18 protein-coding genes are annotated in these 19,932 nt (G+C 33.5%); 12 read left to right on the top strand and 6 right to left on the bottom strand.

What is annotated here, in order from left to right; all coding sequences use genetic code 11:
* Position 1: 1 nt before the first annotated feature.
* From secG to ACFS3A_RS15115, 5 genes are all read left to right on the top strand, one after another.
* A complete protein-coding gene (secG, locus tag ACFS3A_RS15095) occupies positions 2-343 on the top strand; it encodes a preprotein translocase subunit SecG (RefSeq protein WP_144215270.1) in 342 nt (113 codons plus the stop codon).
* A 143-nt stretch (positions 344-486) separates the two neighbouring features.
* The gene (locus ACFS3A_RS15100) at positions 487-762 is read left to right on the top strand and encodes a co-chaperone GroES (protein ID WP_012023920.1); all 276 of its coding nucleotides are present in this window, start codon (positions 487-489) and stop codon (positions 760-762) included.
* A gap of 86 nt (positions 763-848) precedes the next feature.
* Complete coding sequence (groL, locus tag ACFS3A_RS15105) at positions 849-2,480, top strand: chaperonin GroEL (RefSeq protein WP_177210785.1); 1,632 nt, start codon at positions 849-851, stop codon at positions 2,478-2,480.
* A 369-nt stretch (positions 2,481-2,849) separates the two neighbouring features.
* Positions 2,850-4,052, top strand: coding sequence for an alkaline phosphatase family protein (locus tag ACFS3A_RS15110; protein WP_379826403.1), 1,203 nt, complete (start codon positions 2,850-2,852; stop codon positions 4,050-4,052).
* Positions 4,053-4,414: 362 nt separating this feature from the next.
* Complete coding sequence (locus ACFS3A_RS15115; protein WP_379826404.1) at positions 4,415-6,778, top strand: hypothetical protein; 2,364 nt, start codon at positions 4,415-4,417, stop codon at positions 6,776-6,778.
* Between the two features lie 237 nt (positions 6,779-7,015).
* On the opposite strand, the gene ACFS3A_RS15120 is transcribed toward ACFS3A_RS15115, so the two are convergent.
* The 5 genes from ACFS3A_RS15120 to ACFS3A_RS15140 form a co-directional block, all read right to left on the bottom strand.
* Positions 7,016-7,855: an oxidoreductase gene (locus ACFS3A_RS15120; RefSeq protein ID WP_379826405.1), complete on the bottom strand. Its 840-nt coding sequence runs from the start codon at positions 7,853-7,855 to the stop codon at positions 7,016-7,018.
* Positions 7,856-7,945: 90 nt separating this feature from the next.
* The gene (locus tag ACFS3A_RS15125) at positions 7,946-8,854 is read right to left on the bottom strand and encodes a helix-turn-helix domain-containing protein (RefSeq protein WP_379826406.1); all 909 of its coding nucleotides are present in this window, start codon (positions 8,852-8,854) and stop codon (positions 7,946-7,948) included.
* A 257-nt stretch (positions 8,855-9,111) separates the two neighbouring features.
* Positions 9,112-10,641, bottom strand: a complete 1,530-nt coding sequence (locus tag ACFS3A_RS15130) for a SulP family inorganic anion transporter (protein WP_379826407.1) — start codon at positions 10,639-10,641, stop codon at positions 9,112-9,114.
* Positions 10,642-10,943: 302 nt separating this feature from the next.
* Complete coding sequence (locus ACFS3A_RS15135) at positions 10,944-11,183, bottom strand: hypothetical protein (RefSeq protein ID WP_379826408.1); 240 nt, start codon at positions 11,181-11,183, stop codon at positions 10,944-10,946.
* Positions 11,184-11,191: 8 nt separating this feature from the next.
* Positions 11,192-12,181 (bottom strand): DUF6268 family outer membrane beta-barrel protein, encoded by a 990-nt coding sequence (locus ACFS3A_RS15140; protein WP_379826409.1) that lies wholly within the window; start codon positions 12,179-12,181, stop codon positions 11,192-11,194.
* Positions 12,182-12,638: 457 nt separating this feature from the next.
* Here ACFS3A_RS15140 and ACFS3A_RS15145 point away from each other — a divergent pair, with 457 nt between their 5' ends.
* The 4 genes from ACFS3A_RS15145 to ACFS3A_RS15160 all read left to right on the top strand — a co-directional run bounded on the left by ACFS3A_RS15145 (position 12,639) and on the right by ACFS3A_RS15160 (position 16,903).
* Entirely contained in the window at positions 12,639-13,361 is a 723-nt protein-coding gene (locus tag ACFS3A_RS15145; RefSeq protein WP_379826410.1) for a sensor histidine kinase, read from the top strand.
* The gene (locus ACFS3A_RS15150; RefSeq protein ID WP_379826411.1) at positions 13,334-14,047 is read left to right on the top strand and encodes a LytR/AlgR family response regulator transcription factor; all 714 of its coding nucleotides are present in this window, start codon (positions 13,334-13,336) and stop codon (positions 14,045-14,047) included. Before ACFS3A_RS15145 ends, ACFS3A_RS15150 begins: the two co-directional genes overlap by 28 nt.
* Positions 14,048-14,311: 264 nt before the next feature.
* A complete protein-coding gene (locus ACFS3A_RS15155; RefSeq protein WP_379826412.1) occupies positions 14,312-16,093 on the top strand; it encodes a hypothetical protein in 1,782 nt (593 codons plus the stop codon).
* A 78-nt stretch (positions 16,094-16,171) separates the two neighbouring features.
* Entirely contained in the window at positions 16,172-16,903 is a 732-nt protein-coding gene (locus ACFS3A_RS15160) for a hypothetical protein (RefSeq protein ID WP_379826413.1), read from the top strand.
* 36 nt (positions 16,904-16,939) lie between these two features.
* Here the strand turns inward: ACFS3A_RS15160 and ACFS3A_RS15165 are convergent, their stop codons facing one another.
* Complete coding sequence (locus ACFS3A_RS15165) at positions 16,940-17,362, bottom strand: DoxX family protein (RefSeq protein WP_379826414.1); 423 nt, start codon at positions 17,360-17,362, stop codon at positions 16,940-16,942.
* 190 nt (positions 17,363-17,552) lie between these two features.
* Between ACFS3A_RS15165 and ACFS3A_RS15170 the strand changes: the two genes are divergently transcribed.
* From ACFS3A_RS15170 to ACFS3A_RS15180, 3 genes are all read left to right on the top strand, one after another.
* Positions 17,553-18,068 carry a hypothetical protein gene (locus tag ACFS3A_RS15170; protein ID WP_379826415.1) on the top strand — a complete coding sequence of 172 codons (516 nt, stop codon included), beginning with the start codon at positions 17,553-17,555 and terminating at the stop codon, positions 18,066-18,068.
* A 469-nt stretch (positions 18,069-18,537) separates the two neighbouring features.
* Positions 18,538-18,732 carry a hypothetical protein gene (locus tag ACFS3A_RS15175; RefSeq protein ID WP_379826416.1) on the top strand — a complete coding sequence of 65 codons (195 nt, stop codon included), beginning with the start codon at positions 18,538-18,540 and terminating at the stop codon, positions 18,730-18,732.
* A gap of 134 nt (positions 18,733-18,866) precedes the next feature.
* Positions 18,867-19,901 (top strand): hypothetical protein, encoded by a 1,035-nt coding sequence (locus tag ACFS3A_RS15180; RefSeq protein ID WP_379826417.1) that lies wholly within the window; start codon positions 18,867-18,869, stop codon positions 19,899-19,901.
* Positions 19,902-19,932: the final 31 nt, after the last annotated feature.

Below are 19,932 nucleotides of genomic sequence, written 5' to 3' on the forward strand. Positions count from 1 at the left end.
AATGAGCACATTTTCAATTTTTTTAGTTTTAATCACAATAGTTTGTTTTCTATTGATCGTAGTTATCATGGTACAAAACCCTAAAGGAGGCGGATTGTCTTCTACTATCAGCGGAACGCAGATGTTAGGTGGTGTACAAAAAACTACTGACTTTTTAGATAAAAGTACCTGGACTTTAGCTACTGTTTTAATTGTGTTAATTTTACTTTCAAGCTTAAGTTTCTCTGGATCTTTAAGCGATACTGAATCTAAAATCATTGAAAAAACTGAAGCTCCGGCAAATGCACCAGCAGCTCCTGCACAAGGAAATACTCCTGCTCCTGCAGCACCAGCAACTAAATAATCTTAGTTCACTATAAAATCTAATGCCAGCCTGTCAAAGCTGGCATTTTTTTTAAGAAATAATGTCAGTTTTAACAGCATGGCACAATTTCTGAAAGTTTATAGAACATAAAAAAAATGTATAACTTATAATAATATAAAATCATGGCTTTAAACATTAAACCGCTTTCAGACCGCGTACTTATTGAGCCTGTTGCAGCTGAAACCAAAACTGCTTCAGGTATTTTTATTCCAGATACTGCCAAAGAAAAACCGCAAAAAGGAACTGTAGTTGCAGTAGGAAACGGATCTAAAGATCATACTATGACTGTAAAAGTTGGTGATACTGTTCTTTATGGCAAATATGCAGGAACAGAACTAAAATTAGAGGGAACTGATTATTTGATTATGCGTGAGGATGATATCCTTGCAATTATCTAAAAAAAATATATTGTATTAAGTACGAAGTATTAGAAATTAAGTACTTCATTAACTTGAAACAAATCAAACTTTAAACAAAAATTAAAATGGCAAAAGATATAAAATTTGATATTGAAGCACGTGACGGTTTAAAACGTGGTGTTGATGCATTAGCAAATGCTGTAAAAGTAACTTTAGGACCAAAAGGTCGTAACGTAATCATCGGAAAATCATTTGGTGGACCAACTGTTACTAAAGATGGTGTTTCTGTTGCAAAAGAAATCGAATTAAAAGACGCATTAGAAAATATGGGTGCGCAAATGGTTAAAGAAGTGGCTTCTAAAACCAATGATTTAGCTGGAGACGGAACTACAACGGCTACAGTTTTAGCTCAGGCTATCGTAAAAGAAGGTCTTAAAAACGTTGCTGCAGGTGCAAATCCAATGGATTTAAAACGCGGTATTGACAAAGCGGTTGAAACAATCGTGGCTGACTTAGCAAAACAAGCTAAAGTAGTAGGAAGCGATTCAGACAAAATCAAACAAATTGCTTCTATCTCTGCAAACAATGACGAAGTTATTGGTGAATTAATCGCTACTGCTTTCGCTAAAGTTGGAAAAGAAGGTGTGATCACTGTTGAAGAAGCTAAAGGAACTGATACTTTCGTTGACGTTGTTGAAGGAATGCAGTTCGACAGAGGATACCTTTCTCCTTACTTCGTAACAAATCCAGAGAAAATGGAAGTGGAATTAGACTCTCCATACATCTTATTATACGACAAAAAAGTATCTTCTTTAAAAGAATTACTTCCAGTTTTAGAGCCAGTTGCTCAATCAGGAAAACCATTATTAATTATTGCTGAAGATGTTGACGGAGAAGCGCTTTCTACATTAGTAGTAAACAAATTAAGAGGCGCTCTTAAAATTGCTGCTGTAAAAGCTCCGGGCTTTGGAGACAGAAGAAAAGCAATGTTAGAAGACATCGCAATCTTAACTGGCGGAACTGTAATTTCTGAAGAAAGAGGTTACACTCTTGAAAATACAACTATCGAAATGTTAGGAAACGCAAAAAGAGTTTCTATCGATAAAGACAATACAACTATCGTAAGCGGTGCTGGCGAAGCTGATATCATCAAAAACAGAGTAAACCAAATTAAAGGTCAGATGGAAACTACTACATCTGATTACGATAAAGAAAAATTGCAAGAGCGTTTGGCTAAATTAGCTGGTGGTGTTGCTGTTCTTTATGTTGGTGCTGCTTCTGAAGTTGAAATGAAAGAGAAAAAAGACAGAGTTGACGATGCTTTACATGCAACTCGTGCAGCTGTTGAAGAAGGAATTGTTGCTGGAGGTGGTGTGGCGCTATTAAGAGCTAAACTTGCTTTAGCTGACTTAAAAGCGGATAACGCTGACGAAGCAACTGGAATCCAGATTGTTTCTCGTGCTGTTGAATCTCCATTGAGAACTATCGTTGAAAACGCTGGTCTTGAAGGATCTGTTGTGGTAGCTAAAGTTTCTGAAGGTTCAGGAGATTTTGGATACAACGCAAAAACTGACGAATATGTAGACATGCTTACTGCTGGAATTATCGATCCTAAAAAAGTAACTCGTGTGGCTCTTGAAAACGCTGCATCTGTTTCTGGAATGATCTTAACTACAGAATGTGCATTAATTGATATTAAAGAAGAAAATGCCGGAGGCGGAATGCCAATGGGAGGCGGAATGCCTGGAATGATGTAATTCATTCTCTTCTTAAAACTTAAAAGCGCTAGATTTTTATCTGGCGCTTTTTTTTTGTTTGCCACTAATTGCACTAATTTCCACGAATGATTTTGCTTGTAAAAAGTAGCCACAGATTACACAGATTAAAAGGATTTCTTTATTGGATACACTAAAAAAATTTTACACAGATTTTACAAATTCAAGCATATTAATTTAATTTTTATAATCTATAATCTGCATAAAATAAAAATCCTTTTAATCTGTGGCTGAAAAGAAAAAAAATTCGTGGAAATTAGTGCAATTTGTGGCAACCACTTTTTATTTAACATTCTCTTTTTCTTTAAAAAATCTGTTATCTCTACCTTTGCCCTTATAATAAATTCAAAAATGAAAAAATATTTTATCCTGCTCCTATCTTTACTTTTCTTTACATTTTCTTTCATTTTACAAGCTCAAAACAGCAAAGACAATTATGTGGTTTTAGTTTCCATGGATGGATTTCGCTGGGATTATGGCAAAATGTATAATCTTCCTAACTTAAAACAAATTTCAAAAGAAGGCGTTCATGCCAAATCAATGAAACCTTCTTATCCGAGTAAAACATTTCCAAATCATTATTCAATAGTAACAGGACTTTATCCAGACCATCACGGAATTATTAATAATGTTTTTTATGATGCTTCTTTAGATCAGGCATTCTCATTATCAAGTAATGCAAAAAATGATTCCCGATTTTACGGAGGAAATCCGATTTGGAATTTAGCAGAAGAACAAGGTGTAAAAACAGCTTCTTTCTTCTGGCCGGGATCTGATATTGACAAAAGAAATCCAAGTTATTTCAAAAAATACGATGGTAAAATCCCATACGGGGCAAGAGTTGATACGGTTTTAAAATGGTTACAATTACCCGAAAAACAACGACCTCATCTGGTTACTTTATATTTTGACGAACCGGATCATTCTGGTCATAATTTTGGTCCACTCTCTCCTGAAACCAAAAAAGCAGTAGTCAAAATGGATTCGATTATGGGTGAATTATCCCGAAGACTAGATCAATTACCAATCGGAAAACAAATCAATCTAATTATTGTTTCTGATCACGGAATGGCCAATATAAGTAATGATAAAAAAGTAGCTGTTTTAGATTATTTAAAACCAGAATGGCTTGGATATAAAGATGTTATTAATCCGATTATGAGCTTACAGGCAAAAGCAGGATTTCAAGATTCTATTGCTAAAGCCTTAAAAAAAGTACCACATATCAAATTCTGGAAATCAACCGATGTTCCAAAAAGATTGCACTATGGAACCAATCCAAGAGCACATGATTTTGTAATTGAAGCTGAAAAAGGATATAGCTTGGTAAGCAAAGAAAGTACTCATATAAAAGGCGGAACGCATGGTTATGATAATAATGAAAAAGATATGCATGCTATTTTTTATGCTAAAGGCCCGGCTTTTAAAGTAGATAAAACGGTAAAAACATTTCAGAATGTTTCTGTTTATCCTTTAATTGCACATATTTTAGGTCTCCAAATTGGTGAAATTGATGGAAAGTTTAGCGATGTAAAATCGATACTGATTAATTAGCTTGTGTCACCCTGAGCGAAGCCGAAGGGCGCTCTAATTGATACGTAGCCTTCGACTTCGCTCAGCCTGACATACTAATCTTAATAAACAAAAGTAAACCCGACAGGTTTTTAAAAACCTGTCGGGTTTACTGTATAAAATAAAAAAACATTTTATACTTATCTAATGTAGACGCACTGTAGTGCGTCTCTACAGAAATACGACATCAATAGAATGGTATAATTGCCACATTTTCTAATTATTACCCCGTTTTAATAAATACTCAGAAACATTATGACCATTTTAACTATTACAGATAAATATTACAATTAAATTTATAGCCACATTATAAATATCATAATTGTATTTAATATTTGCTTTGTATGAAATTAATCATCAGGTTTTTTAGTTTTCTATTCTGCCTACAATCTTTCGCACAGGTTATTTCTAATCAAGATAAAATCACGAAATACCTTAATGATTATTTTTCTCAGGACCGCGAGATTATCCATGTACAATTCAATAAAAACCTTTTTATAAACAATGAAGATATTGCCTTCAAAGGATATGTTCTCAGTAAAAACAACAATATCCCAAACAGCAATACTACAAATGTTCAATTAGTCGTTTATAATGAAGAAGATCAAATAATTCAAAAACAATTGCTTTTTGTACAATACGGTATTTTTTCCGGCGGAATTCATTTAAATGAAAAATTTAAACCTGGTAAATACCATTTTCATTTCTATACCAACTGGATGAATAATTTCAAGGAAGACGATTCCTTTAATCAGACTATTGAGGTTATTGATAAAAATACTCCATATACATTTGACAACAATGAACCTAGCTGGAAAACGGCAGAAATAAACTTATTCCCCGAAGGAGGAATTATATTAAACGGCATCATTAATTTGATTGGAATTAAAATTACAGACTGCAATAAAACAGGAATAGAAGTAGCAGATGGCGTTATTTTAGATTCTAAATCAAATGAAATCACACACTTTCGCACCAATCAAATGGGAAACGGCGTTTTTTATCTAAACCCTGATTTAAACGAAAAATACACGCTTAAAATAAATAATGATAAATTAAAAATAGTACAACCTCTCGGCAAAATTGCAGAAACCGGTCTTATATTAAGTGCTCCTAATAATCCTGCAAGAAACAATTTACTTGTAGTTTTAAAGACAAATGAAAAAGGACTTCAATCTTATCAAAATAAAAAATTCACTGTATTGATTCAACAAAATGGAAATTCAATGCAACAGGAAGTTACCTTCAACAACAACAAAACGGAACAACCATTTTATTTTGACAAAAAATATTTATCAAATGGAGTAAATACGATTAGAGTACTAGATGAAGATTTAAATGAAATTACAGAAAGATTAACCTACATTGAAGAAGGCAAAAATCTGTCTACAACACTAAACGCCAAAGCAACATCTAACGACAGTATTGTACTATCCGGAAAAACCGAAGTTAATAAAGCGCATTTAAGCATTAGTGTTCTTCCTGAAAAAAGCGAATGCATCAATCAAAAGAAAACAATTTTAGGGACTTTTTATCTTAATGCCTATTTAGAGAAACCTGAAACTAATACTTATTTTTATTTTGATCCGGACAATAAAACACGAAGACAAGATATAGAGTTCTTATTGCTTAATCAGAAAAAAGGAAAATATTTGTGGGATAATATTAAATCGGGTACACCAAAAATTAGTTATGAATTTGAAAAAGGAGTTACAATAAATGGAAAAGTAGAGAAAGAACTAAAACCGAATTCTAAAAACAAAATTTCTCTTATCGCATTAAAAAATAATTTATTTGACCAAACCACTATCGATCAGAATAATGATTTTAAATTCGAACATTTTTTTGTTCAGGATTCGACTGTTTTAGCTCTACAGATGACCAATGAAAAAAACACTACTTTAACCACCAAAATAGAAGCACGAATTGCCCGAAATGAACCTCGATTTGTTTTGGGACCATCATTCGAAAAAACATTTTGTCCGGTAATAAAAAGCTCTGACAATATTTTTACTTACCAACCTCCTAAAACAGAAGCGAGTGAATTAAAAGAAGTTGCAATAAAAAACACCTATAAAAAAGAAGTTTTTACTCATAAAGCTGACATGAGTCCTATGGCGAGAGTCTTTAAATTTGATGGCAAAGAATACGGAACTGTACTGAATTTTCTCTCTTCAAATGGCTATAATACCGGTGTTAACCAAAGTGACTTCAGTGTATTTATAAAAGAGAGAAGAAGTTCTTATCTGGGCGAATCTGCGAGTTCTCCAAATGTATATATTGACAATTTTCTAGTCTTCGATTTCAATCAGCTTTTCAATCTGACTTTAGATCAAATAGATGAAATTTACATTGATCAGACTGGAAGCTCTGATATGACAAGTGCAGGACATGGAACAATTAAAATTTTCATGAAAACCGGGCAAAAAAACGATTATTTCAAAGCAAAATTTGCAACATTTATCGTGACAAAAGGTTTTGCAAAAGACTTTATTTACAAAACCACCCCATTTGCAAATCAGGATGAGCTTAATTATTTCGGCACATTGGGCTGGTTTCCAAACATCGAGCCGAATGATCATTTGGACTATCAAATTAAAATTCCAAAGAATCAGCAAAAAGAAATACAAGTTGTAATTGAAGGTTTTTCTAATGATGGACAATTAATTTCAGAGATTAAAAAAGTTCCTATCGGAGGGATTTTTTAATTAGAAAATTTGATAATTCTTTAAATTAATCAAATTGAATTACCTCCAGATTTATCTGGAGGCATGCTTTTGAAATATAAAAAAGGGCTTTAGTCAAACTACGAAGTTTGGCTAAAGCCCTTTCTGATTAAGCTATTCTTTTCCTCTAGCTAAAGCAGGAGGCAATTCAATAAAATAGTAAACCTGACAGGTTTATCATTGCATTTGGAATTTGGAGTTTTTTATTTGATTATCTAATTAAAGCGCTGTTGATATAGAAACCGTTTTCCATTGTTCTAATTCTGCCTGAACGCTTGCTATTTTTTGGTTGGCCATATTATAGGCATCTTCTCCTAAAAATAAATGCAATGGCGGATTTTCATCTTCGCTCGCTTTAATTAAGGCTTCTGCTAATTTTACAGGATCTCCAGGCTGATTTTCGTTGATACTGTCTTTGTGTGCACTTTCAGATTGTCTTACTTCTTTGTAATCTGCAATAGGATTTTGAGGTAATAATAATGAACTGTCTTTTAAGAAATCGGTTCTAAAATAACCAGGATAAACAATTGTCGCATGAACTCCAAACGATTTTACTTCTGCCGCCAAAGATTCTGTTAAACCGGCAACTGCAAATTTTGTTGAACAGTAAATTCCCCAGCCCGGAAATTCTCCGTAATAACCACCAACAGAAGAAATATTAAAAATATGTCCTGAATTGTTAGCACGAAGAATCGGCATTGTATTTCTAATTACATTCAATAATCCGAAAACATTTATTTCGAAATTTTTTCTGGATTCAGCATCTGTTAATTCTTCTAATGCACCTAATAAACCATAGCCGGCATTGTTTACCAAAACATCAATTGTTTTAAAATGATTTATAGTTTTGCTGATTGCATTTTTGACACTTTTTTCATCAACCAAATCCATTTCTAAAGGAAGAAAATTTTCAGACGAATTTCCTAAAACTTTAATTAAAGCTTCTCCACTTCTTGAAGTTGCAGCTACTTTAAATCCTTCTGCTAATAATTTTTTAGCCAATTCTAATCCAAGTCCTTTTGAAGCACCTGTGATAAACCAAACTTTTTTATTGTCCATGATTTTAATTTTTAAGTTTTAAATACAAGACAAAGGTATTGGCGAAGTGCTTCTCAAATATTGAAGCAATCAAGCAAGAAGTTACAAAAATCAAACAATTTCTGTCAAACGATAAATTTTAGGAGAAACCTGAACATTCTTTTTAAAGAAATTGATAAAATGAGACAATTCTTCAAAACCTAAACACCATGCAATTTCATTAACATTCCAATTGGTTTGTTTCAGCAAAATCATCGCTTCCTGAATAATTCTTTCTGAAATAATCTGCGAAGTTGTTTTTCCAGTTGTTTCCTTTAAGGCCTTATTCAAATGATTGACATGCACATTTAACTGATTGGCAAATTCTGAAGGTGAACGGAAATTAATTTGCTGTGAAATTGATTCAATCGGAAACTGACGCTCTAACAATTCCAAAAACAAAGAAGAAACACGAATTGTGGCATTCGATTTACTATATAATGAAGCAGTTACAGTTTGTGTTTTTAAAGCCAGATGAATAATCTCAAAAACCAGATTTCGAAGTACATCATATTTAAAAGCATAATCCGAATTAATTTCATCCAGCATTCTTAAATAAACCGTTTTTAAGGATTCTGCCAATTCAGTAGAAATTGGAACGACTGGATTACCGCCTGGCTGAAATAATGGATATTCTTTTAAATTACCAAACTGACTAAAAAAAGCATCTGTAAAAATGCAGAAAAATCCCGTTTGATTTTCATCAATATGCTCCCAGCTGTAAGGAATTTGAGGATTTGCAAAGAACAAAGCCTGGTCTTCAATCGCTACTACTTTATCAGCATAATGCACTTTGTTTTTTCCAATGATCAAACTGATTTTATAAAAGTCTTTTCGTGTATAAGGCAAGGGATTACAAGTAGTCCCTATATAATCATCCAGTTTAAAAACATTAAAATGTCCGATTTCTTTTTTAAGATTTTCGGGCATCCCTTTTATTTTTACTGTGTAAAAGTCTTCTAAAGTTTCTGTTAGTTTCATTTTGTAAAGTTACAAAAATCAATCTTTGGTTTTTCGCCACGAATTCACAAACTTAAATCAATCCTTATTATGTAGAAAATTACACAAAATCACAACGTATATCAAACATTACGGTTACGCCACGTATAAGACGCACTGCGGTGCGTCTCTACAAAACACCGGAATGAGACACAAAAAGAAGAAACCCGACAGGTTTTAAAAAAACCTGTCGGGTTTATCATCACATTTGGAATTTGGAATTTCAGCTATTGGAATTTCTAACTTACCACTTTATACGTCGGATCTTCAATAACATTTACATTGATAACCGCATCGGCGTTTTTAAGTAATTGTCGGCAATCTGTACTTAAATGGTGTAATTCTATAGTTTTATTTTCCTGCTTGTACTTTTTAGTAATATTATTCAAAGCTTCAATGGCAGACATATCAGAAACACGGCTTTCTTTAAAATCAATGATTACATGATTCGGATCGTTTTGTACATCAAATTTTTCCATAAAAGCAGTTATAGAACCAAAAAATAATGGCCCATAAATTTCATAATGCTTTACTCCGTTTTCATCAATATATTGACGAGCACGGATTCTTTTAGCGCTTTCCCAGGCAAATACCAAAGCCGAAATAACAACACCAATTAAAACCGCCAAAGCCAGATTATGCAATACAATGGTAATAACAGCAACTAAGATTCCAACAAAAATATCATGCCTTGGCATTTTATTAATAATTTTAAAACTAGCCCATTCAAAAGTGGTAATAGCCACCATCATCATCACACCGACTAAAGCTGCCATTGGCAATTTTCCAATAACAGGAGCACCAAACAGAATAATAATTAAAATTGTCAATGCAGCAATAATTCCGGAAAGCCTGGCTCTTGATCCGGCACCAAGATTAACCAAAGTCTGTGCAATCATTGGACATCCGCCCATTCCGTAAAAAAAGCCATTTAAGATATTCGAACTTCCCTGCGCAATGCATTCGCGATTGCTGTTTCCACGCGTTCCGGTAATTTCGTCGACTAAATTCAGCGTAAGCAAACCTTCAGTCAAACCAACAGCCGCAACAATTACCGAATAGGGAAAAATTACTTTTAAAGTCTCAAATGAAAATGGAATATTTGGAATATGAAACGGCGGAAATCCTCCCTGAACTGAAGCAATATCTTCTACCGTTTTGGTTTCAATATTAAAAACAATCACCAAAGCAAAAACCACCATAATCGCCACCAAAGAAGCCGGAACCGTTTTGGTTATTTTAGGAAAAATCAAAACAATTGCAACGGTAAGCGCAACTAAACCAAGCATGATGTACAAAGGTGTTCCCTGCAGCCAGGAAACCTGACTATTAACCATAGTTTTAAACTGTTCCAACTGAGACATAAAAATCACAACCGCCAGTCCGTTTACAAAACCAAACATTACAGGTTGCGGTACAAGTCTTATAAATTTTCCGAGTTTGAAAAGTCCGATGCAGATTTGCACCACACCGCCTAATGCAACAGCAGCAAAAACATATTCGATTCCATGAGATTTCATAAGAGCAATCAAAACAATAACAGTCGCTCCCGCCCCGCCGGAAATCATTCCCGGTCTTCCTCCAAAAACAGCCGTAACCAATCCGGCAATAAAAGCCGCGTACAAACCAACCAAAGGTGGAAACCCGGCCAAAATTGCAAAAGACAAAGATTCCGGAATCATGGTCATGGCAACAGTTAAACCGGCTAAAATTTCATTTTTATAATTGACTTTTTGCGTAAAATCGAAGAGTTGGAATGCTTTTTTCATAGGGCGCAAAATTAGGAAAATATTATGCGAAAAAAGCACCTACCTTTTCACAAAGGAAAAGTATTTAATAACAAACTAATAGAAGTAAAAACAACTATACTAAAACAGTCGCTCTAAAAGAAATAGAAAAATCGAAAGAATAAGATTTAACATTTGAGTAGTTTTATGTGCCATACAAAATTATCGCACAAATTTATTTATAAAACGAAATATACAGCTACGTATTTTTACCTGTTTTCAATATTAATGACAACTTCAGGTTGCAATAAAAACAAGAGTCGCAGTTTTTTAATTCTAAATTTTCAATCCAGCCTCACACAAGTATACCCGAGACAATGCACATAATCCATTAAATTATCACATTGAATATCAATTCCTTCCACCCTTAAAATTTTATCACAATCTTCAAGATCAAAATTAATTTTATAATCAGGGAATTGAGTCTGAATAACAGCAATGACATAATCTTTTTCAGATTCCTTTTGAACATTGGTTTTAAAAATCTCCACAATCATAACATTTTCTTTTAGTTCTTTCAGCATGTTCATTCTTACTTACGATTAAAAAGGTTATACGAAACTCCAACTCTCACATACCCCTGAGCATCTTCTTTTTGATCGTAAACATAGCGATTGGTTCTTTCTCCACGTTCCGTAATTCGGGCGCTCACTACATTATTTATTCCGCCTTTTGCAAATGCAATCAGTTTTGGAGTAAAACTATATTCGTATGTGATACCAGATTTCAACTCTAACTGATTCAGTTCGTATACTCCTTTCAGATTTGCACTATTTAAATTTAAGTAAAAACTTTCAGTATTTAATTCTGTTCCTAAGGAAATTCTTCCGTTTTCAAATAATTCTCTTCTAAACAAAAGACGTTGCGGCAAAATAAAATCCATATCCCATTTAGAGTTTTTAAACTTATGATTTATAGACAAAAGCGGTGTCATTGGTACAATCGAAGACGGATCCAGCAGCACTAAAACTCCTGCTGTAATGGTTGTTGAAGGCGTTCTTTTGAGCACTAAAACCCCTGAAGCAAAACCTTTTAAACGCTGTAGTTTTTCTTCGTCACCGTCTATTGTTGCAGTAGCACTGTAGATTACAGGTTTTCCAAAAAGAGATGCCATATATGTAGCGGTTAATGCTCCGGCCCAAAAATGAATATCGGCATTTTCTCTTCTGTAAGTCTCATTGGTGCCATAATTGTAAATATCACCAAACTGATAACTTTCATATTTATAACGCAGCGAAGCAGCTAAAACAAAACGCTTTGATTTTGTAGCATAAAAAGGAAGATTAAACGCCGCTTTAAATCGGCTGTGACTTTCGACTCTTCCTCTTTCGAATTTATTCCCAAACAATTCCGAATCGTAATTGGACGGCCCAAGTTGTTCGTATTGTATATCTAAAGTTCGGGTTGTCGGAAATTTATCCACTATGGCTTTGCCTAAAGTTTTCATGCCGGGTTCTTTTTCCTGAGACATCGCTTTCAATGAAATAAAAACAACTAAAACTGAAATGATTTTGGATTTCATAAACTGGGAGATATAAAATTTATTTTGGGATTTGATCTGAAATTCGGTTCAAAAGTAAAAGAGACACTCTTATTATAATAGCATTTTTATACCAACGGCGTATGATTTATACCAACGCCGTTGGTATAATTTATCCTTTTCAAAGCGTTAAAAACTATACGATTATATTATTTTTGCCGTTATGACGATCTCCAAACTTTATCAAAACTTCTTTCTGCGAAATCTGTTCGTAAATACACTCGTTTATTTAGTCATTTTAGCCTGCGTTTATGACGAAATAAAACTGGATGGACATAGCTGGTCTTATATTTTAAGTAAAATTGCTGTAGGTTATTTTCCCTGCATTGTCTGGATTACTATTTTTAATATTTGCATTATCAAACCTGTTTTATTCAAAAGAAAGGTTAAATCGTTCTTTTTTCTTCTTGCAGCTTATTGGACGTGTTTTTACTTTTTTATGAATTGGTTTTTTCCGCTTGTCGGACTGGGAAATTTCAAAACACTTCAAATATTATCATTGATTATAAACGGAATGTTCTTCTATTTCATTCATGTGGTTATTACCAAAAAAATAATGGATGCCGACAAAGATATCATGAACTATAAATCGGAACTTTCGTTTTTAAAACAGCAATTGAATCCGCATTTTTTACTGAATGCCATGAACAATCTTTACGGTGAAGCTCTCGCAGAACCCGACAAAGTTCCGGACCGCATCCTGAATCTTTCGGACATGCTGCGCTATCAGATTGAAGCCTCCAAAAAAGATTTTGTTTTGGTTGAAGAAGAAATTGATTTCGTCAAAAAATATATCGAATATTACACGTTTAGAAATGAAAGATTAACCGTAAATCAGAATATCGAAGGTGTTAATAGAGAAATTGAGATTCCGCCTTTGTTCTTTTTACCTTTGGTAGAAAATGCCGTAAAATTTTCTGCCGAAACTGCAGAACCTTTTATTACCCTGGATTTGAAAGTAAAATGCCGAAATTTGACTTTTACTTTAAAAAACAATTATCTCGATTCAGGTTCCCGTCTTTCGGGTACCGGAATTGGAATTGAAAATCTTAAAAGACGTTTGGAAGTTTACCGCTTAAAACATGATTTAAGCTGCCAGAAAGAGAAAAATTTATTTGTTGTAAAATTAAGCATATGGCACCTCCCTACCGCTGTCTCATAATTGATGATGAATCGCCGGCACATAAAGCCCTGATTTCGCACATCTCCAAATTTGACGAGCTGGAACATTCCGGCAGCGCCTTTAATGGTATGGAAGCTATAAAACTGCTCAACGAAAACCAATACGATATTATTTTTCTGGATATTAATATGCCTGTAATATCGGGTGTAGAATTAATGGAACTGCAACCCAATCGTCCGCTTACGATTGTCACCACCGCTTATTCCGATTTTGCGCTTTCGGCTTACCAAAACGATGCAATCGATTATTTGATGAAACCTATTTCATTGGACAAATTCACCAAAGCCATCGAAAAAGCGAAAACCTACCATTCCGGAAACACAATTAAAAAGGAAAACAACAGCAACGAAAAAGCACTTTCGTATCGTTCCAACGGGCAAACCATAGAAACGCCTCTTTCTGATATTTTATATATTGAAAGTCTCGGCAACTACATGAAACTTTATAACAGCAAACTAAAATCGCCCGCCATTATTTACGGCTCTCTTGCCAGCATCAGCGCCGAAATTGATTGCTCGCATTTTATTCAGGTACACCGCTCATTTATTGTAAATACCAATAAAATTACAACAGTTACTTTTAAAAATCTTACCCTGTCAAATGGTGATATTATCCCCGTAGGGAGGAAGTATCAGATTTTGTTGGATAATTTGCCGATGAGATAATTTGTCCATTTAGATCATTAGATAATTTTTGAGAAGCCTGACCGTTTTGGGGTTGGGCTTTTTTATTGTTTTTTAAGTGGAGAAGACCTCTGTTTTCAAGCCTTTTTAAAGCTAAAACTATTCAATCCAATCTTTTTAGCAACTTTTTAGCCAACAATTACTTAACTTTTATTTAGTAGTAAAAAACCGTATAAATACTTGGTGTGTATTTTTGAAATTTTGGTATTCTTGATGTACCAAACATAAATCTAAAAACAACCAATTATGAAAAAATTATTACTATTGCTATTGTATTTAACCTCAATTACTTCTTTTTCGCAAAATGATATTCCAGACTCTGATGTAGAGATTCCCAAAGGGGAAGGTCAGAGAAATAAAATTATAAGCTTTTTAACAAAAAATATATATAGTACTCTCAACAAATATTGTGATCCTCCTTCTTCCGAATCTAGCAGCATAAAGCTTTCTGGTGATAACTTTTTTGAAAAAAGATTAAAAAATGTGTTTTCAACAGTGGTCACAACCACTTCCGATGTAGTTGAAAATGGCTCTGCATTTTCCTATGTAAAAGATAAAGATGCAAACACCCTTAGTGTAAATGGCGCATTTTATAAAAGCACCAAACGCGAGCACAAATACATATTTGATATTGGTGTTTCAACAAAAATGGAATCAGATGCGTATAAATTTTATTCGAAAGGCTCATTTAGTAATGACATAACCGGTACTTTAGGAATTAGCTATGTCTTTAACTTCACCAATAAATGGAAAAATCATATAGATTACATCTCTGAATGTGACTCTGTAAATCAAATACGATGGCAATTTGTAAATGACACATTAATTCCAAAATACAATAAACTCTACAAATGGTCATATGATCCAGAATTATTAAACGAACCATTACCAAAAGAACTAACAAGAGAAAAAGGTCCGCAATTTCAAACTATAATTAACAAAGGTGGTGTCGGAGAAGTATTCCTCAAAGACAAAAACGATGATTTAATAAATACCTATGTTGCTTCTTCAATAAGAATTAAACAGATTAACGACATTTTAAAAAACAAATTCAACTTCACTCACAATACAACACCCTATACTCAACCATCAACTGAAAAAATTACTATTACCGAAAAAAGTTTACAAATTGACAATTTAAGTAAAGGCTCAATTACTGTAGATGGGATTAAAACAACCTATATAACCATTGACACTAGCAATGGAGAAAAAATAACATTAGTCGAATCTAAAGAATTAGATTTGAAAAAAGAACTTAAAGATTTGATAGAAATAAGAAATACTGCAATTGAACTACTCCGCTTAAGAGATAATGTTGATAAAGACGATTATCCCGTAAAATCATATATTGAAAAAAAATTCGAAAAATTCGATTCAACACATGATGCCTCATTTGGATACTCAATCTGTTGGACAACATTAAAAGCATCTTTTTCAAATTCAGCTATAACTATTAATAATCAAGACATAATAGATGAAAATATACAAGTAAAAATTGACAATCTATTTAAATTTTCTACAGAACTATCTGGAAACTATAGCCGTAGCATGAAAAGTTTTCACTATTTTAAATTGTATACCAAATTCAATAGAGGAAGTCTTCTGGACTCTCAGATTCTTAAAACAGATGGATTCAATATTTTTGCTGAAACTAGTACAATACCTACTTCATATGTAATCCAAAACGATGATGGTGAAACAATTGCAAATTATAACGATTTAAGAAACCCTGTTTACAATATAGATTTTGGTTTATACTATGCAACACTATGTCTTGCTGAAAAAAATATCGGATTTTCAGCACAAGTAAGTTTTAATTCACCTGTAAGTGTAACTAACATCGAATATAAACCTACCTATACTTTATTGCTAGGGTTACTTGTAAAAGCAAAAGCAGATGCCGTTATTATAAATCTTTCATCTGGTTTTGAAAATCAATATTATTCAACAAATGCCTGGGATAACTTTATTGTAAAAGCGTCTATTGGAGTGCCCTTTACAATTTTTGAAAAGAAAGCTAAGAAATAATAAATTTAAATTCATTAGCTATTTACAAAATTTGGAAACATTTAATAAAAAACAATCTAACTTTAAAACTTAAGTAAAATGAAACTAACATACGACGGAAAAGACTTTGATGTAATGACCTATAGAAGCATCAGACGCGCCATTGGATATCTGGCTATAAGTCTACCAATTATTCTTCTAGTTCTATCTTGTTTTTCTTTTTTCCAAACTGACATACAACATTCAATAAGTCATTATTACTATACCAATCTTAGAGAAATTTTCACGGGTACTTTATGTGCTGTAGGTCTGTTTTTAATTCGATACGAAGGGCATAACAATCCCTCTCTTTGGAAAAATGACAAATTATTAACCAATATAGGCGGAATCATGGCTATCGGGGTTGCATTTATTCCAACAACACCTGATACATTTTCACAAAAAATTTACTCCCTCATACCATATGACATAAAATGGCTTGGATGTCTTCATTATGCATTTGCCGCTATCCTTTTTTTAATATTGGCATTATTAGCAATCAACGTTTTTACCATTGGACAAAAAAAAGAAAGTAACATTAATGAAGTTGCATATGAGAACCATATTTATAGGTTTTGTGGGTATTCTATATTGCTTTTTATGATTTTAATCCCTATCTGCTCCTATCTTAAGTATAATTATACGACTTTAATCTTTGAAGCACTGTCTCTTTTTGCTTTTGGCACAGCCTGGTTAATTAAAGGACGAGCACTTGGAGACAAAGGTGAGCTTGGAAGAAAGCTTTACGGAGAAAAAAATAATGAAAACACTGAAAAAATATTCGAAGAATAAAGACTAAAATTCTATTAAATTTAAAGGCTCAACTTTTTAGTTGAGCTTTTTTATAAAAAAATACCCAATCCCACCACTCGACCACAGCGCCAGAAAAATCAAAACCGGCTGAAAAAACAATCGGATCAAACGAACCTGATCTGTATCGAGTCCAAAGGCGGAAGTTCCGTTTAGGTATTGTGCAATGTTACCCGGAAAAACTAAGACATAAAACACAGCCAATGCAATTCCAACTTGTACTTTATACTTTGTTAGAAACAACATACTAAGTCCTAAAGCAATCTCTACAATTCCGGAAAGAACAACCACAAGATCTTTGTCCAATGGCACCCAATTAGGCACCTGCGCCTGAAAATCCTGCCTTTGAAAAGTAAAATGACCAAAAGCAGCCATAATCATAAATAATCCTAATAGTATGCGGACAAAATTCTGAATTCCTGAAGTTTTCTTATTTTCCATATCTAACCTGATTCTTGCTTATTTTACCAAACTTACGATTAAATCCGGATACTATTTTCTAAGTTTACCAACAGTATTTATCTAATCCCCACATTATCGGATATTTACTATTCCGAAAATCAGTTATTAAAACACTATTTTTTATTTACTTTTAACTCCCAAATCAACCCAAAACTACACTACCCTATTTATGGATCAACTGAAGGGCATTTTATTCTTTGCCGCTATATTTACTTTTTTTGTATCAATTGCAATGACCGGAAGTCAATTGACATTTTATTTTAAGAATAAGGAAATGTTTCATAATCCTGAACAATACAGCAAAGAATATGTTGCAATCGATTCGTTTTTTACCGTAACACAAGGCTCAAAAAACAAAAAAGATTTCTATTATGGCTTGTCTAAAAAATTTGATAATTACAAAACTGTATTTAATCTAAATGTTCCTGACGGCAGTGCACTTCTTGAAGAAGAGCTTACTGTTGAACCGGTTAAATATTCTTCGGACCATACTGTTTTTGATTATTATGCATGGGTCAACAAACAGAAACACATTGGATATATTGGGAATTCTTACGAAGAGTCTGTACAGGAAAATTGGATTTTTTCGGATCGTCTTTACAATATTAAACTTAACATTGTTTTTTTCCTTTTTTCGGTTGTTATTTTTTTCTGGCTTAAAGTGTACAAGATTTTCAAGAAGTAACCCTATTCATATAATTTACAGGTATCAAACTACCGCTGCCTGTAAATAAATAAAAAAACTGCGGTAGTTTGTACCTCATAAACCAAAATCTCAATGGTAATTTCGGGGTTTTTCGACTTTCGTTTAGACAAAACCTCATCTTCAATAATTTTATTTCCTTTCAGCCTCTATCCATTTCCTGTCAAAAACCATTCTGGATTACCAGCTGTATACTTTCTTTAAGATTATCTTCTAATCAAGCAAGACCAATAGCTTTATTTTTTTAACTGACTGGCAAAAGAACCATTAGGCATATTAACTTCACGCTCCAAAACACTTATCCTAATCTCTTTTGAGTCAATATATTTTTGCTGTTTATTCTGTTCTGCCAAAGAGTATACTAAAGATGCGTAGACTTATTTTAATACAAAGAAACCTTTTCGTGGCAATAAACCTTATGAATCACAATTAATTTTGCCTCAAAAAAAAAATGAAACCGAAACACATTTATAATCAAGACATTATAAAAATCATACAAAGCAGACATAGTTGTTCTGCTGATTACATCCGAAAATCAATTCGGGGAGATCGTGTTGGTAGTATTTCTAAAATAATTAAAGCAGAATATAATAAACTCAACAACGAAGCCATAAAAGCCATAAAAAAACAGATTAACAAACTATAAAACACTGTATCAATCACAAAAAAACTAAGCTTCGTATTTCAATCCCGATACAAGAATAAAACATTTCATTATGGAATTTTTCATTTTGAAAAACCACAAATATTTAATAACAACAATTTTATTTTTAAAATTTTATGAAAACTTATGTAAAGCTGATACTTTTCTTTTGGTGTCTCTCAACAGTGAGTAGCTATTCACAAGTAGGCGTCTATGGAAACAAACCCAACAAAAATGCCGTATTAGATCTAAACAAGACTGACGGCACAAACGATAAAGGTTTATTATTGCCTAAGGTAGTACTAAAAGCTATTAACAATACCGCGCCAATGACGGCACATGTCGCCGGAATGAAAGTATACAACACTGCAACAGACGGTACAGGAGCAAATGCCGTAACACCCGGCGAGTATTGCAATGATGGTACACAATGGGTGCGCTTAGAAACCAATAGCAACTTATGGTCAACAACTGGAAACGCAGGAACCAATCCTGCTGTAAATTTTTTAGGCACAACAGATGCAAAAGATTTTGTAATTAAAACCAACAACACAGAACAAATGCGTATTACCAGCAGTACTGGACAATTGTTGATGGGAACTACCACATTCCCTATAGCAGGAGGGGCCAATTCGAAGATAGTTATTGACAACGGTACTACCAGGGGTGCCATACAGCTAATAGACGGCACTCAGGCCGATGGAGCCACTTTAATTTCTGATGCCAACGGGGTAGCCAAATGGTTTCAGGGTGGAAACACAGACTTCGGTACTGGTATTTACTATAGCACCGTAGCACAAAATTTTCCTGTAAACGCAACCACTACCTTACAAACCAGCAAAGCAATAAAAGTAAGTGAGGCAGGAAGCTACCTCGTATCTGTAAGATGGTGGGGCAATAATGACGCTCCAAATGCTAATTATCAAGTGGAAGCCAATATTGGATTAAGAAAAAATGGAGTTGAGGTTGATGTACTGCAGCAATATGCAACCCAACTAGGAACCGGAACTACATTTCGTGTATGCTTCACTACTAATCTAGTAGCGGTAGACTGTGCAGCGAACGATGTTTTAACTGTAACTGTCAATCCTTATTTTGGAGGAAACTGGTTTACAGGAACAGCAGGAATCGTTTCAACATTTATGCCAACTGTAATGGTAGTAAAATTGTAATAATTACTTAGAAAATCTTTATTTAATTTTT

This window comes from Flavobacterium notoginsengisoli (assembly GCF_042686225.1).
GTDB lineage: Bacteria > Bacteroidota > Bacteroidia > Flavobacteriales > Flavobacteriaceae > Flavobacterium > Flavobacterium notoginsengisoli.